At 64.8% G+C, this 15802-nt stretch carries 11 protein-coding genes; 7 read left to right on the top strand and 4 right to left on the bottom strand.

Annotated elements, in window-relative coordinates:
- The first annotated feature begins 354 nt into the window (after positions 1-354).
- From VIM12_RS21160 to VIM12_RS21140, 5 genes are all read left to right on the top strand, one after another.
- The gene (locus VIM12_RS21160; RefSeq protein ID WP_331944485.1) at positions 355-2433 is read left to right on the top strand and encodes a 3-hydroxyacyl-CoA dehydrogenase NAD-binding domain-containing protein; all 2079 of its coding nucleotides are present in this window, start codon (positions 355-357) and stop codon (positions 2431-2433) included.
- Positions 2434-2701: 268 nt separating this feature from the next.
- Positions 2702-3121: a response regulator gene (locus VIM12_RS21155; protein ID WP_331944483.1), complete on the top strand. Its 420-nt coding sequence runs from the start codon at positions 2702-2704 to the stop codon at positions 3119-3121.
- Positions 3114-5408, top strand: a complete 2295-nt coding sequence (locus VIM12_RS21150; RefSeq protein WP_331944481.1) for an EAL domain-containing protein — start codon at positions 3114-3116, stop codon at positions 5406-5408. Before VIM12_RS21155 ends, VIM12_RS21150 begins: the two co-directional genes overlap by 8 nt.
- Before the next feature lie 96 nt (positions 5409-5504).
- The gene (locus VIM12_RS21145; protein WP_331944479.1) at positions 5505-6911 is read left to right on the top strand and encodes a hybrid sensor histidine kinase/response regulator; all 1407 of its coding nucleotides are present in this window, start codon (positions 5505-5507) and stop codon (positions 6909-6911) included.
- 236 nt (positions 6912-7147) lie between these two features.
- Positions 7148-7609: a CBS domain-containing protein gene (locus VIM12_RS21140; protein ID WP_331944477.1), complete on the top strand. Its 462-nt coding sequence runs from the start codon at positions 7148-7150 to the stop codon at positions 7607-7609.
- Here the strand turns inward: VIM12_RS21140 and VIM12_RS21135 are convergent.
- On the bottom strand, positions 7600-8373 hold the full coding sequence (locus VIM12_RS21135) for a ferredoxin--NADP reductase (protein WP_331944475.1): 774 nt from the start codon (positions 8371-8373) through the stop codon (positions 7600-7602). The two genes, VIM12_RS21140 and VIM12_RS21135, sit on opposite strands and share 10 nt — an antisense overlap.
- Positions 8374-8452: 79 nt before the next feature.
- On the opposite strand from VIM12_RS21135, the gene serA reads away from it, so the two are divergent.
- A complete protein-coding gene (gene serA, locus VIM12_RS21130) occupies positions 8453-9676 on the top strand; it encodes a phosphoglycerate dehydrogenase (protein WP_331944533.1) in 1224 nt (407 codons plus the stop codon).
- Between the two features lie 54 nt (positions 9677-9730).
- On the opposite strand, the gene VIM12_RS21125 is transcribed toward serA, so the two are convergent.
- Genes VIM12_RS21125 through VIM12_RS21115 form a run of 3 tightly spaced genes read right to left on the bottom strand, consistent with a single transcriptional unit; the run spans position 9731 to position 14256 of the window.
- Entirely contained in the window at positions 9731-11131 is a 1401-nt protein-coding gene (locus tag VIM12_RS21125) for a SpoVR family protein (RefSeq protein WP_331944473.1), read from the bottom strand.
- 14 nt (positions 11132-11145) lie between these two features.
- Positions 11146-12297, bottom strand: coding sequence for a DUF444 family protein (locus VIM12_RS21120; protein WP_331944471.1), 1152 nt, complete (start codon positions 12295-12297; stop codon positions 11146-11148).
- A gap of 9 nt (positions 12298-12306) precedes the next feature.
- Entirely contained in the window at positions 12307-14256 is a 1950-nt protein-coding gene (locus VIM12_RS21115; protein WP_331944469.1) for a serine protein kinase, read from the bottom strand.
- Between the two features lie 500 nt (positions 14257-14756).
- On the opposite strand from VIM12_RS21115, the gene VIM12_RS21110 reads away from it, so the two are divergent.
- Positions 14757-15659: a ribose-phosphate pyrophosphokinase gene (locus tag VIM12_RS21110; RefSeq protein ID WP_331944467.1), complete on the top strand. Its 903-nt coding sequence runs from the start codon at positions 14757-14759 to the stop codon at positions 15657-15659.
- Positions 15660-15802: the final 143 nt, after the last annotated feature.

The following is a 15802-nucleotide window of genomic DNA, read 5'->3' as shown; positions in this document are numbered from 1 at the left end:
GCTTCGCTGTACCCGACAGCAGCGCCACCCGGGGCACGCCCCCGGGCGGCGGCCCTGTCCCGCCGGCGTGCCCCGATCCGCCTGCCGACCCTTCTCCGTTCCGGCATGCGAGCGCCGGCCATGCCGCGCCGTCCGATGCCCGGAGGAACAACGCCGGTACGGGGGGCGGATCGGTTTTGCGTCGCCCCGCCGGAAACCGGTCCGCCCGCGGCCGGTCGAAGCCCCTTCAGAAGTCGACATTTTTTCGATCAAAAAAACACGACCGTGCTTTTTATGCGGTATAGTAGCCGTTCCAAAAAAACAAAAGCAGCTTTACATCCCCCGTAGAGACACCTCATCAGACAAGGAAGAGATATGACTGCCGAATACAAGGTCAACGGCGCGGTCGCCGTCATCACGCTCAACAATCCACCGGTGAACGGCCTCGGCCACGCAACCCGCAGCGCCATCGTGGAAGGCATGAAGAAGGCGCTTGACGATGCCGCGGTCAAGGCGGTGGTCATCACCGGCGCAGGCAAGGCATTCTCCGGCGGCGCCGACATCAAGGAATTCAATACGCCGAAGGCGATGCAGGAACCGACCCTGCACACCGTGATCAATGTCGTCGAGAATTCGACCAAGCCGGTGATCGCCGCGATCCACACCGTCTGCATGGGCGGCGGCCTCGAGCTGGCCCTCGGCTGCAACTACCGCGTAGCGCAAAAGGGCGCGCAGATCGCGCTGCCCGAGGTGAAGCTGGGCATCCTGCCGGGCGCCGGCGGCACCCAGCGCCTGCCACGCGTGGTGGGTCTGGAATTCGGCCTGAACATGATCGTCTCCGGCACCCCCGTGCCGTCGGAAAAACTGTCGAAGACGGCGCTGTTTACCGAGGTGGTGGAAGGCGACGTGCTGCAGGCCGCCCTGGCGCTGGCCGAGAAGGTATCCGACGTGCGTCCGCTGCCGCGCGTGCGCGACATCAAGATCGATTACCCGAACCATGAAGCCTTCCTGCAGTTCTCGCGCAATACCGTGAAGGCGATGTCGGGCCCGTTCCCGGCGCCGCTCAAGTGCGTGGATGCGGTCGGCGCGGCCGTCACCATGAAGTTCGACGACGGCATCAAGTACGAGCGCGAACTGTTCGTCGACCTGGTGCAGACCAATGAGTCCAAGGCACTGCGCCATGCCTTCTTCGGCGAGCGCGCCGCGAGCAAGGTGCCCGACGTGCCCGAGGACACCCCGACCCGCGCAATCAAGAGCGCGGCAGTCATCGGCGCCGGCACCATGGGCGGCGGCATTGCGATGAATTTCGCCAACGCCGGCATCCCGGTCAAGATCCTGGAGATGAAGCAGGAAGCGCTCGACAAGGGCCTGGCCACCATCCGCAAGAACTACGAGAACACCCTGAAGAAGGGCAAGCTGACGCAGGAGAAGTTCGACCAGCGCGTCGGCCTGATCACCGGCACCCTGTCGTACGAGGAGATCGGCCAGGCGGACATCGTTGTCGAGGCCGTGTTCGAGGATCTCGGCGTCAAGGAACAGGTGTTCAAGAAGCTGGACGAAGTGATGAAGCAGGGCGCCATCCTCGCCTCCAACACCTCGACGCTGGACGTCAACAAGATCGCCGCCTTCACCAAGCGTCCGCAGGACGTGATCGGCCTGCATTTCTTCAGCCCGGCCAACGTGATGAAACTGCTCGAGATCGTCCGTGGCGAGAAGACCGGCAAGGACGTGCTGGCGACTTCGCTGGCGCTGTCGAAGAAGATCAAGAAGACCGGCGTGGTGTCGGGCGTCTGCGACGGCTTCATCGGCAACCGCATGATCGAGCAGTACAGCCGCCAGGCCGGTTTCCTGCTGGAGGAAGGCGCACTGCCGGAGCAGGTCGACAAGGCAATCGAGAAGTTCGGTTTTGCCATGGGTCCGTTCCGCATGGGCGACCTGGCCGGCAACGACATCGGCTGGTACATCCGCAAGCGCCGCTATGTGGAAAAGCCCGAAGTCACCTATTCCAAGACCGCGGACCTGCTGTGCGAGATGGGACGCTTCGGCCAGAAGACCTCGGCCGGCTGGTATGACTACAAGCCGGGCGACCGCAAGCCGTGTCCGTCGCAGCTGGTCAACGACATGATCGTCAAGCACTCGGCCGACCTCGGCATCGAGCGTCGCAAGATCAGCGACGAGGAGATCGTGCAGCGGCTGGTGTTTGCGCTGGTCAACGAGGGCGCCTACATCCTGGAAGAGGGTATCGCCCAGCGCGCCTCCGACATCGACATGGTCTACCTGACCGGCTACGGCTTCCCGCTGTTCCGCGGCGGCCCGATGTTCTACGCCGACACGGTCGGACTGCAGAACGTCGTGATGACGATGGAGCGCTTCGCCAAGGGTCGCCACGGCGAGGCCTGGAAGCCGGCACCGCTGCTGGCGCGCCTGGCCGCAGAAGGCAAGACCTTCAACTGATCCGCGCCTGAGGCGGCAGGAAAACCCGGCACAGGCCGGGTTTTTTTTCGCCCGTCGCCGTCCCGAAATTGAGAAATATCAACGCCACCTAGTTTCCGATTGGCAATATGAGGGGATCGAGGAGAACAAAACGGGGCAACCCATGCCGGAAAGCAGCACCCGGGCCGCGCGCCCAGAACCCGCGCGCGGACGATGCAGGAAAGATGCAGTACCACCGGGCGCAAGGCAGGATCGTCGCACCGATGACAGCGTTGCCAGGAACGCCGGTGTGGCAAAGGAGGGAGCAGACGCGCGGCCGTCCACCATCCTGATCGTCGACGATGAAGAGCGCAACCGGCGGCTACTGGAAGTCTTCGTCCGCGCCGACGGGTATCGTACCGTCACCGCCGACTGCGGCGAAAACGGCATCGCGCTTGCGCGCAGCGGACGCCCGGACCTGATCCTGCTCGACCTGATGATGCCCGGGCTGGATGGTTTCGACGCTGCGCGGGCGCTCAACGCCGATCCCCGTACCGCTGCCATTCCCGTCGTCATCGTGACGTCGCTCGACGACGCCGGCGCCCGCAGTCGTTCCGCCACGGCTGGCGCCGCCGCGCTGATCGTCAAGCCGGTCGACCGCTGGCAACTGTCGGAGGTGCTGCGGCGCCTGCTGCAACCGCGGGGTGACGGAGGGGATGCGCGTGGATAGGCCGCCGATCGCAAGCCTCGACCGCGCCAACCGTGTCCTGCAGATGCTCAGCCGGATCAATCGCGCGATCGTGCGCGCGGAGTCCCCCGATGCCTTGTACCGGGAAGCCTGCCGCATCGCGGTGGAATCGGGCATGTTCCGCTTCGCCTGGATCGGGCTGATCGATCCGGTGAGCGGCGCAGTACGGCTGATGACCTCCTGCGGCAGGGCCGGCGTGCTGGCAGAGGGGCCGGAGGACGGGATTCGACAGCGGTTGGTGTCGAGCGGCGGTCTTGCCGACATCGTCCGCAGCAACGGTGCGCCGTGCATCTTCAACGACCTGCACGCCCTGCCGCCAGGGCATGACGCCGAAGAATTGCTGGCTGCCGGATTTCGCTCGATGGCCGGCCTGCCGCTGAGGGAAGGGGGCAGGACCTCCGGGATTTTCGTCCTGTATGCCGATGGCACCGGCTGTTTCGACGAGGCGGTGGTCGCGCTGCTTGACGAGGTCGTCGACGATATCGCGTTCTCGGTAGCGCACATGCATGACGAGCAGCGGCGGCTTGCGGCCGAATCCAAGCTTTATTACCTCGCCTTCTACGACGCCCAGACAGGCCTGCCGAACCGTGCGCTGCTGGACGAGCGGCTGCCGTTGCTGGCGGCTGCCGGCAGCCTGGCCCTGTTCGACATCCGCCTTCAGCGCCTCGACAAGGCGGTGCAGATCCACGGGCGCATCGCGACCGACGAAATGCTGCGCATCATTGCCGCCCGCCTCGAAAGCCTGCGCTCCAACGACAGCTTCGTTGCCCAGCTTGCGCAGGACGAGTTTGTGATGGCGGTGCCGGGAATGGATGACGCCACGGTCATGGCCACCTTCGCCGCGCGCCTGCTGCGATCCCTGCAGGCCCCGGTGCGGATCGGCGAAAGCGAAGCCTTTCTTCACCCGTCCGTCGGCGCCGCCGCCTATCCTTCGCAGGAAGCCGACATCGTCCACTTGCTGCGACGCGCGCGCGTCGCCGCCCGGCGGGACAACGGCGAAGCCGGCTTCAGGATCTACAGCAGCACGCTCGATCACGGACTCGAGCTGCGGATGCAAATGGAGGCCGACCTGCACCGCGCGATCGAGCGCGACGAGTTCCGCTTGTACTACCAGCCGCAGCTTGCGCTGGACAGCGGCACGGTGGTCGGCGTGGAGGCCTTGCTCCAGTGGCGGCATCCCCGGCATGGGCACGTATCGCCGGGCGAATTCGTGCCGGTGCTGGAAGAGTGCGGCCTGATGCCCGCGGTCGGCGCCTGGGTGCTGCGGTCCGCCTGCGCGCAGGCACGCGCCTGGGACTGCCAGGGCATGCCGCCCATGCGCATCGGCGTGAACGTCTCGGCGCTCCAGTTCCGGCTCGACTGCCTGGTCAGCACCGTGGTCGAGGCGCTGGAAGCAAGCGGGCTTGCCCCCGGCCGGCTGGAGCTCGAGCTCACGGAGGGACTGATCCTCGAGAACGCCGAACAGACCATCGACGCAATGCACCGGCTCAAGGCGTTGGGCGTCACCTTGTCGCTCGACGATTTCGGTACCGGCTACTCCTCGCTCGGCTACCTGGGCCGCTACCCGGTCGACCGCATCAAGATCGACCGCTCGTTCATCGCCGACATGTCCGCGCATGCGGGCAGCGCCGCGCTGGTGCGCAGCATCCTGGCGATGGCGGGCAACCTCGGCCTGCGCGCGATCGCGGAAGGCGTCGAGACCATCGAACAGTGCAATTACCTGCGCAAGCTGCGCTGCGACGAGATGCAGGGATTCCTGTTCAGCCGCGCGGTGCCGCCGGAGGAAATCGTCCGGTTGCTGGCCAGTGGCCGCGGCCTGGATCCGCCGCCGTCCGCCTCCTGGGCGCGCCGGAGCCTGCTGCTGGTTGATCCGGACCCGGCAACGCTTTCCATGGCGCAGCGCGTCCTCGAGCGCGAACGCTGGACCTTGCTGGTGGCGGGCGGGCCGGAGGACGCGCAGGGGCTGCTGGCATTGCATGACGTCGGCGTCGTTCTCGCCGCGCAGGAGTTCGATGACGGCGACGACAGCACGTTCCTGGAACGGGTGCGCGAGATGTACCCGGAAACGGTACGAATCCTGCTCTGCGGGCGTCCCGATTTCCATCGTCTTGCCGAGGCCGTCAATCGGGCCGGCCCGTACCGCGCGCTGCTCAAGCCGCTGGACGAGATGCAGCTGGTCAAGTCGGTCGACGATGCATTCTTTCTGCTGGCGCGCCGGTCAGCGCCGGTGCCGGCCGGCGACGGTCCGAAACAGGCGGGCCGGCACTGAAGGTGATCAGCCGGCCGCGCGAGGGGTGGATGACGACCCGGCATTGCACCGGCGCGCCGAGATTATCGAGCCCTGCATACTTCCCATGGATCCCGCGTGCATACCACTCCAGCCGACGTCATTGATATCTTGATCGTGGAAGACAGTCCCACCCAGGCGGGCAGGTTGCGCTACCTGCTCGAGCATCACGGCTACCGGGTTCGGGTTGAAACCAACGGCCGGCGTGCGCTGGTCGCGGTCCAGGAGCGGCAACCCGGCCTGGTCCTGTCCGACATCGTGATGCCGGAAATGGACGGCTATGACCTGTGCCATGCCATCAAATCCGATCTCGCGCTGGCAGGCATTCCGGTCATCCTGGTCACTTCGCTGGCCGACCCCCGGGACATCGTGCGCGGCCTCGAGTGCGGCGCCGACAACCTGGTGCGCAAGCCGTACGCCGACGACTACCTGCTGGCCCGCATCGCGCAAACGGTCGCCGCCGCGCGGCGGCGGGGCAGCGGCGAGGGCAGCGATGACATGCTTGTCCTCGACGGCGAGCGGCGCAGGATCCTCGCCGACAAGCAGCAGATGCTTGACTTGCTGGTATCGACCTACGAACAGGCGGTGCACGTCAATGCGCAGCTGCGCGCGCAGGAACGCGAGGTCAACGAACTCAATATCCGACTCGCGCAGCACGCCTTGCAGCTCGAGGCCACCAACAGCGAGATCGCCCGTCAGAACGAAGCGCTCGCGCACGCGAGCCGGATGAAATCCGAGTTCCTGGCGAACATGTCGCATGAGCTGCGCACGCCGCTGAACGCCATCATCGGCTTTTCGGACGCGCTGCGGAGCGGGCTGCTCGGGCCGGTCGCGCCGGAACAGGGTCAGGCGCTCGACGACATCTTCGACAGCGGCAAGCATCTCCTGTCCCTGATCAGCGATATCCTCGACCTGTCCAAGATCGAGGCCGGCAAGATGGAGCTGATGCCGGAACCCACAGATCTGGAACAGCTGCTGCAGGCCTGCGTCAGCATGTCGCGCGAGAAGGCGTCGGCCGCGGGGCTGCAGCTGCGGCTCGAGACGGAAGCGGTGGGCGGGCTTCTCCTGGATCAGCGCAAGATGCGCCAGCTGGTCTTCAACCTCCTTTCCAACGCAATCAAGTTCACGCCCGCGGGAGGTACGGTGATCCTGCGGATGCGACTCGGGAACGGCGTCGAGCTGGAAGGGCGCAGGGTGTTCGGCGGGACGCCTTGCAGGGAAGCGCGCTACGTCGCCATCAGCGTGGCGGATACCGGTATCGGCATCCGGGAGGAGGACCAGCATCGCCTGTTCGCGCCTTTCGTGCAGCTCGACAGCGGCCTCGCGCGCAGGTACGAGGGGACCGGCCTGGGCCTGTCGCTGGTCCGCCAAATGGTGGAGCTGCATGGCGGCGTGGTAACGCTGGAAAGCGCGCCGGACGCCGGCGCCGAGTTCATGATCTGGCTGCCGTTCGCGCCTGTCGGGACGGACCGGCACTGTGCCTGAAGCGGCGCGACCGCAGGCATGCGTATCGTTTCATTCTTGAAATGCCTCGCCGCGCCTCCTATAACGAATGCAGGGAGAAGGCGCCGGACGGCGGCGTGCGGGGGCAGGAATGGGGCTTGATGCAACGCAGATTGCCCGTCGATTGCCCCGGGAGAGGGACGGCCAAACCGTGCGATCCCGTTAAGCTGGCCGTATCGACCGCATGACCCGCCAGACCGCCACGGAGGAAAGCCGCCATGAAACCCGTCTCACAGATCCTGCAAACAAAAAGCGACAACAGCGTGTATGCCGTCGCGCCCGACGCCCGCGTCCACGACGCCTTGCAGCTGATGGCGGAAAAGGGGGTGGGCGCCTTGCTGGTGATGGACGGGCCCGAGGTCCTCGGCATCCTTTCGGAACGCGACTATGCGCGCAAGGTGGAGCTGCGGGGAAGATCATCGCGCGAGACGCCTGTGACCGCCATCATGAGCGCGCCCGTCATCGTGGTGCGGCCCGACCAGAGCAACGAGCAGTGCATGGCGCTGATGACGGAGAACCGGCTGCGCCACTTGCCGGTCGTGGACAACGGCAAGCTGGTCGGCCTGATTTCCATCGGCGACCTGGTCAAGGACATCATCTCCGAGCAGCAGTACATCATCGAACAGTTGCAGCACTATATTCGCGGCGAAGTGAGCGTCGCCGGCGGCGCCTACCAGTAATTCTCGGTGACGAAATGGCCGGGCAGGGCGCGGCGCTGGGGCCGCAGCCCGCGCGCGTGCAGCAGCTTGCGCATGTCCTCGATCATCTCCGGATTCCCGCACATCATCAACCGCGACCTGTCGGCGTCGATCTGCAGTCCGGCCGTCCGCTCGAGTTCGCCTGCGGTCAGCAGGTCGGTGATCCGGCCCCGCAGCGCGTCGGGTGCCGCTTCGCGACTGGTGGCCCGGATCACCTGCAGCGCCGCCGGGCCGGGTGCGGCGGCGCGCAACTCGGCAAGCTCCTCGTGATACACGAATTCGTCGGCATGGCGGACGCCATGCACCAGCACCAGGTTGCGGAACTGGCGCCAGACCGCGGCATCCCGCAGCATTGAGACATACGGGCCGACGCCGGTGCCGGTCGACAGCATCCACAGGTCTTCGCCATCGCTGAAGCGATCCGCCGTCATGAAGCCGTAGGGCTGCTTCTCCACCAGGATGGTGCTGCCGGGCTGGAGCTGCTTCAGGCGGGACGTGAACTGCCCGCCCTCGACGATGACCCCGTAGAACTCCAGCCCCGGCTCGCCCGGCGCGGAGGTCATCGAATAGGCCCGCCAGACGGTCCCCGACGGATCCTGCAGGCCGAGCCGCGCATACTGTCCCGCGGCGAAGGAATATTCCAGCGGACGCGTGGTCGTAAAGGTCAGCAGCCTGTCGTTCCACCAGCGCAGCGCCGTGACGGTTTCCGTACTGGCCTTTTCCGTGATCTTCTGTTCCGAAAGCATGCCCACACCGTCCTGTTCAACATTGCCGGCACGTGCACGCCGGACGGATTTGACGTAAATTCAACCACAAGCATTGTATCTGCATCTTAAATTCGAGGAAGATATGGCTAAAATCGTTCTACTTGAAAAAATCCACGCCAGCGCGGCCGAGCATCTCCGGGCGGCGGGCTTCAGCGACATCGTCCAGATTCCGACCGCGCTCAAGCCGGACGAACTGAAGTCGACCCTGGCCGACGCCGACGCCGTCGGTATCCGCTCCGCCACCCACATCAATGCCGACACCCTCAAGGCATTGCCGCGCCTGAAAGCCATCGGCTGCTTCTGCATCGGCACCAACCAGGTGGATTTGACCGCGGCCGGGACGCTCGGTATCCCGGTTTTCAACGCGCCTTTCTCGAACACCCGCTCGGTCGCGGAACTGGTCATTGCCCAGTCCATCCTGCTGCTGCGACGCATCCCCGAAAAGAACGCACGCACGCACCGGGGAAAGTGGGACAAGTCGGCGCAGGGCGCCTATGAAGTCCGCAACAAGGTGCTCGGCATCGTCGGCTACGGCAATATCGGGTCGCAGGTGGGCATCCTGGCGGAGAGCGTGGGCATGCGGGTCTGCTACTACGATGTCGAGAGCAAGCTGCCCCTCGGAAATGCCCGGCCTGTCGCCAGCCTCGAGCAGCTGATCGAGCAGGCCGACGTCATCACCTTGCATGTCCCCGGCGGCAAGGGGACGGAGAACATGATGACGGCCGAGCGGCTGGCAAGGATGAAATCCACCGCCGTGCTGATCAATGCCTCGCGCGGCGGTGTGGTCGACATCGACGCACTGAACGAGGCCCTGCGGGAGAAGCGCCTGGCAGGTGCGGCGCTCGATGTCTTCCCCACCGAACCACGCAACGACAAGGAAGAGTTCGTTTCGCCCCTGCGCGGCCTGGAAAACGTGATCCTGACCCCGCACATCGGCGGCAGCACCGAGGAAGCGCAGGAGAATATCGGCAACGAGGTCGCGGAGAAGCTCGCTCGCTTCCTGAAGGCCGGGACCACGCGCTGGGCGGTGAATTTCCCGGAAATTCCGCATCTCGAGAAGGAGGCGCTCAGCCGCGTGCTCAACGTGCACCGGAACGAGCCCGGCGTCATCGCCAGGATGAATGCGAAGTTTGCCGAGGCGGGGATCAATATCGTCGCGCAGCATCTGCAGACCCGCGGCGCGCTGGGCTACGTGATCACCGACGTCGACACCGGCATACCGGCCGATCTGCTGCAGAAGCTTTGCGCGGAGCCGGCGACGATACGCTGCGAGCTGATCTGATCCGATTCGACCTGGCCCGGCGGCGGCGGCGGGCGTCGCCGCCGGCCCGCACGCTCAGATGCGCTTGCTGGTGACTACCCGCGCCTCGCCACGTTCGCCGACGGTGTGCAGTGTGACGGGGCGACGCCAGACCCGGCCGATGTATTCCAGCACGCGCTCGGCCCGCCCCAGGTCCAGGCCGCGGCCGTCGCTCTGGTGGTCGTGCAGCAGCTGCAGGCTGCCGTCCAGGTGCATGTGATTTGCCGCGATGCGCGGCGCGCCGTAGTTGAATTTCGGCCCGAGGATGGCCTCGTGCACCGCATGCACGTTGTTTTCCGAGATGCGGATGTCGCCGTCGTCCCGCGCTTCATAGACGAACAGTTCCAGCTTCTCGATGAGGTCCTTGGTCAGGTAGTTGCGGACGAAGCCGAAGTCGTCTTCTTCCTTGACAATGCGACGCGCGGCTTCCAGGCCGTGTTTCTCGATGATGTCTTCCCACATTGAAAAGCCGAGATGGTACGGGTTGACGGCCAGCGCCAGCTGCTTCTCCGCCGCATACGGCCGCACCACGTCGGAGTGCGCCTTGATCGCCGAGAGATACAGGTCCTGAGGCAGGAAATCGGCTTCGCGCAGCAGGCGGGCGTGCCAGTAGGACGCCCAGCCCTCGTTCATGATCTGGCAGGCGAACACCGGATAGAAGTAATAGGACTCCTCGCGCACCGCGAGGAAGATGTCCCGTTCCCAGCCTTCGAGGTCCGGTGCGTAGTGCGCGATGAACCAGAGCAGGTCGTACTCCGGCTGCGGCGGCAGCTGCGGGCGTCGCCCTGTGGGATGCGCATCGACATGCGGCTTTTCCCCGGGAAGGCTGCGGAAGCGCTTCTGGAATGCGTCCGGCGCGGGTTCGTGGACCGGCTTTGCGATGGTCTCCGGATAGAGGTCCCGATGCAGTTCCCGGTTGATGTCGATATGGGGCTCGAGTGCCAGGGCGGCATCCAGCACTGCCTCGACACGTTCCTGCCCGTACTCCTGTATCGCCGTCTCGATCCGGTGTGCGCGCGCCGCCGCCTGTTCGAGGATGTGGCCGCCGGCCATTTCCATGAACTTGGCGAACAGGTGGTTGTTCTTCGAGAAGTCCGCGTGCCCGAGCACATGGGCGGTCACCAGGGTGTTCTCCGGCAGGGTATTGCCATTGACGAGATAGGCCCGGCAGGGATCGCCGGGGAACATCACCTCGAAAATCCGCGAATGCCCCATGCCCTGGCGGATCAGCTGGTGGATGTAGCGCACGCCGAAGGACCAGTGCGGCATCCGCACCGGCAGGCCATAGACGGCGATCTCCATCATGAAGTTGTTCGGCACCAGCTCGAAATCGACCTGGTAGTAGTCGAGTCCCAGATCGCGCGCGAGCTGCTCGATCTGTGTCGAATACTGCTTCAGGCGTTCGATGGTTTCCGGAGAATTGGTGGTGGTGCACATGAGGGCGCCCGTCCTTATTCAGTCTGTTCCTGCACGAAGAACTTGCGGATCGCCTTCCAGACGTCCTCATGGCGGGTCAGGATGCTGCTGCCCACCGGCGCGCCGCTCCGCTCGATCTCGCCGCAGAGCATCTTCATCTCGGTTTCGCTGGTGCGCGGCGAACCCGGCACCGTTTCAACGTACCCGATGTAGTTGAGCAGCTTGCCGAGCCTGGACAGGTAGTCCGTGGCCGCCGCCCGGTCCTCGGTGAAATTCTCGCCGTCCGAGGCATAGAACAGGTAACCGTTGTACTGCGAGGGGTCGTACTCCGCGTCGATCATCTCCAGGGCAAGCTTGAAGGCGGTCGATGCCCCGGTGCCGCCTGTGCCGCTGACGTTGAAGAATTCGTGCTCGTTGAATTCCCACGCCTGGGTGGTGTGGGCGATGAACCGGGTCTCGACCTTGCCGTAGCGGCGCCGTATGCCCTGCAGCACGAAGAAGAAGAAGCTCTTGGCGAGCTTGCGCTCGGCATCGGTCATGCTGGCGGAAACGTCAAGCGCGAAAATCACGACCGCATTGGTGGCCGGCTTGCGCCGGTGCACCAGTTGCTTGAAGCGCAAGTCCTCGTTGGTGAACGGCACCGGGTTCACCTGCGTCGCGCGCCGCTTGACCGCCTCCTTCACCGTCCGGCGGCGATCGAGGCGCGCCCGCGCGCCGTGCTTGTCCCAGCCTTCGCGCACGTACTCGTCATCATTGATGGCGGTGTTGCGCTTGGGCTGCAGGTCGGGCAGTTGCAGCTCTTCCCACAGCCAGTCGATGATGTCGTCGACCTTGAACTCGAGCAGCATCTTGACTTCGCCGTCGTTGTTGCCGCCTTCGCCTTCGTCCCCGCCCATGTCGGGCTGCGCCTGCCGCAGCACGTCCCCCGGCTTGCCCCGGCCCTGGCCCGCGCTGCTCTGGGAAGAGGCGTCGGACAGCCGGAAGCGGGCGTGCTCGAGCAACTTCACCGGCACCTGCACGGTCCTGTCCTGGGAACCGGTGATGACGTCGGGCCCGGCCACCAGGTTGGGAAGATTCTGCTGCACCGCCTCGCGCACCTTCTCGTTGTGCCGAAGCCAGTCGCGCGACCCGCGTGAAAACAGGTCGTACCACGGCGTTTCAACAGAGATCGTGATGTGATGAGTCATAGGAATTGCCTATTCCTGTGCCATCAGCGTGGTGACGTAGTTCAATGCCTCGCGCGCGCTGTGGCTGTCGTAGCCGTATTCATCGGTCAGTCGCTTTTCGACCACGGAGATTTTCTGCCTGACTTCCTCGTCCGGCCGGGTGCTTGAACTCACCAGGCGCAGCACGTCGCGGCGCTGCTCGAACAGGTACTGCTGGACGGCGTTGTGCAACTGGGCGTGGCTGTCGAGCGTGAACTTCTCGCCGCGCTTGTAGGCACCCATCGCCTTGCGCACGACCTCCTGGCGGAACGACTGCTTGCCCGAGTCGGAGATGTGGATCTTTTCCTCGACCGCGCGCAGGAAGCGTTCGTCCGGCCGGCGCTCCTCGTTCGTGATCGGATCCTTGATCTGGCGGTTGTCGAGCATGGCCTCGACTTCGTCCAGGTACTTGTCGAGCAGGTCCTGCGCCTCCTGTTCGAAGGAGACGAACAGCGCTTTGTGGACGTCCTCCTTGACCCAGCGGTTGTAGAAGTCCTTCCTGGCCAGCACCAGGTAGTCGATCCACTTGCGCTTGCGCTTCGGGTCGATGCGCGCGTCGTTGTCGATCGCATCCTTCAAGGCCAGCAGCACGTCCATCGTGGTCAGGCTCCTGGCGTTGTTCTGGATGATCGCATTCGACAGCGCGTTGATCACGAAGCGGGGAGAGATGCCCGACAGGCCTTCCTCCGGCATGCGCTGGCGCAGGCGCTCGGTCTCCGCGTGCGCATAGCCCTCGACTTCCTCGTTGGCGTAGACCCGGACCTTCTTCCCGAGCTCCAGCTCCTTGTCGTCGGCCTCGTGCAGGCGGGTGAGGATCGCGAACACCGCAGCCGCATGCAGTACATGCGGATCGAGGTGAACCTGGCGGAAGGCCGGCGCCGCCGAGGAAATCAGTTTCTTGTAAATTCGGGCCTCATCCTTGTAATTCAGCGTATAGGGCACCTGGATGATCACCATGCGGTCGAGCAGCGCTTCGTTCTCGCTCTCCTGCAGGAACTTGCGGAACTCCGCCAGGTTGGTGTGCGCGAGAATGGTCTCGTCCAGGTAGATCAGCGGGAAGCGCGACACCTTGACATTGCGCTCCTGCGTCAGCGTCAGCAGCAGGTAGAGGAATTCGCGCTTGACCTTCAGGATCTCGATCATCTCGAGCATGCCGCGGCTGGCAGCATAGACGGCGCCGGACCAGGACCAGGCGCGGGGGTCGCCTTCATCTCCGTACTGGGCGACCTTCGAGAGGTCGACCGATCCGACCAGATCGGCGAGGTCCGCGGTGGTCGGGTCGTGCGGGGCGTAGGTGCCGATGCCGACCCGTCCCGCCTCGGAAATGAAGACCCGCTCCACCGGCATGCGCAGGAAGTCCCCGCCGTAATCGTCCTCAAGCCGGGACCGGCAGTACGGGCATACCTCGCCGGTGATCTCGACGCCGTAGGTCTCGCGGAAGCGCGGGCGCAGGGAGTGCGGCACCAGGTGCAGAGGCGATTCATGCACCGGGCAGCCCTGTATCGCATACAGCGCGCCTTCCTCGGTGTGGCTGTACTCCTCGAGTCCGCGCTTGAGCAGGATCACCAGCGTCGATTTGCCGCCGGACGGCGGTCCGAGCAGCAGGAGCAGGCGCCGGCCGACCTCGGACCCGGCGGCCGCGGCCTTGAAGTAGTCGACGACCCGGCCGATCGACTCGTCGACGCCGAACAGCTCCTGGTCGAACAGCTTGCAGCGGAAGTTGCCGCTTTCATCCTCGCCGCCCATCCACCGGATCATGTCCCACATGTACTGATGCGATGTCCGCGCGGCGCCTTGCGGATTCGCGGTCATCACCCGCTCAAGGAAGCTGGAGAGCGTTCCCGACCAGTAGACCGCCCGGTGATCCTTCGTAAATGCCACCAGGCTCTTCAGCAGGTCCTCTTGCTGTTCGGTACGATTGACTTCGCTTTGAGTCGTCATTGCAGATGCTCCCCGTATAGTCATCGAGTGTTCAGGATGGACACCCGAAATCGGATTACGTTTCTCTCGCTGTCAGGCTAAGTATAGGGCGCTCCAAAAAGAACGAATGATGAGGCGTGTCAATCAATGGCCCGTCGCGTGAAGGCGGGGAGTCGCACGGCTATGCCCTTGCATCCGCTGGGTTAGCAAGATGCGTGCACACGCTTGATCGCAATCGCGCCGCCTCACGTCGCAGGCCGGTGATCCTGCCGGCCCGGAATGCGATGCGCCGTCGCTTGTCCTCAATCAAGGGCTTTCGCGGCGCCTGCCGCAGGGAGGCACGGCATCGTGACGGCGGATAAACACGATGACTTTACGTCGGGCATGTCTTCGGCTTCCGGCTTATGCGCGATCAATGCCTCACCGTGGGCGATGCAGCGACAATCGTAGCTTCTGCACCGGACGGCGCCGGCTCGGCGAACGCGTCCGCGCAGGCAGGATTGTTTGACGAAGGAGTGGACGTGATCCCGATACTTTTCGCCATGCCGGGCAACGAGCGCTTTGCGCTCGCACTCGATCGCGCGCTGGGATGTGAGATCGGACGGATGGAGGTGCGCCGCTTCCCGGACGGCGAGTCATATGTCCGCATGCTGTCTCCCGTGCACGGGCGCGACGTGATCCTGGTATGCACGCTCGACAGGCCTGACGAACGCATCATGCAGCTGTACCTCGCGGCCTGCACCGCCCGCGAACACGGCGCCAGGCGGGTAGGTCTGGTTGCGCCCTATCTCTCGTACATGCGGCAGGACGCGCGGTTCAAGGAAGGCGAGGGCGTGACGTCTCGCCATTTTGCCCGCTTCGTGTCGGACTTTTGCGACTGGATGGTCACGGTCGATCCCCACCTGCACAGATACCGCCGGCTGGCCGAGATCTACAGCATCCCGACGCGCAATGTGCACGCCGCGTCCGCCATCGCCGACTGGGTGCGCGAAAACGTCGCGCATCCGCTGATCATCGGCCCTGACGCGGAGAGCGAACAGTGGGCCGGCGCGGTCGCCAAGCGCGTCGGATGCGACTGCACCGTGCTGACGAAGACGCGTTACGGTGACCGGGAAGTCACGGTCTCGTCCCTGTGTGCAAGCAGCGGTGGATGCACGCCTGTGCTTGTCGACGATATCGCCTCCAGCGCACGCACCCTGATTGCCGCCGTCGGCCGCCTGCACGAGGCCGGACTGCGCGAGCCGGTCTGCATCGCGATACACCCGGTATTTGCTGAGGATGCGTATGCGGACCTGCAGGCAGCGGGAGCGGGGCGCATCGTCAGCTGCAATACCATTGCCCATCCGAGCAATGCCATCGATGTATCCGATGCCATCGCGGTGGCGGTCGCCGACATGCTTTCTGCGTCTCCCACCGCGCACTGACGACGGGCTTGTCAGCAGACTGCGCCGTCGAGTGCTCGCGGCGACTTCCCCGCATGGAACGAAGTTTGCATTGCTGCCGACACGACACCGCCGCCAAGGCGTAAGTGGTGTCCACTTGATCTTTTTGCCGTCCATCCACAAAC

Origin of the sequence: Noviherbaspirillum sp. (genome assembly GCF_036563305.1) — a bacterium.
Classification (GTDB): Bacteria; Pseudomonadota; Gammaproteobacteria; order Burkholderiales; family Burkholderiaceae_D; genus Noviherbaspirillum.
The sequence above is the reverse complement of the archived record's forward strand: the minus strand, read 5'-3'. Positions and strand labels throughout refer to the sequence as shown.

Coding starts and splice junctions, on each gene's coding strand:
- VIM12_RS21160 (WP_331944485.1), top strand. CDS start 355: ATGACTGCCGAATACAAGGTCAACGGCGCGGTCGCCGTCATCACGCTC.
- VIM12_RS21140 (WP_331944477.1), top strand. CDS start 7,148: ATGAAACCCGTCTCACAGATCCTGCAAACAAAAAGCGACAACAGCGTG.
- VIM12_RS21135 (WP_331944475.1), bottom strand. CDS start 8,373: ATGCTTTCGGAACAGAAGATCACGGAAAAGGCCAGTACGGAAACCGTC.
- VIM12_RS21125 (WP_331944473.1), bottom strand. CDS start 11,131: ATGTGCACCACCACCAATTCTCCGGAAACCATCGAACGCCTGAAGCAG.
- VIM12_RS21120 (WP_331944471.1), bottom strand. CDS start 12,297: ATGACTCATCACATCACGATCTCTGTTGAAACGCCGTGGTACGACCTG.
- VIM12_RS21115 (WP_331944469.1), bottom strand. CDS start 14,256: ATGACGACTCAAAGCGAAGTCAATCGTACCGAACAGCAAGAGGACCTG.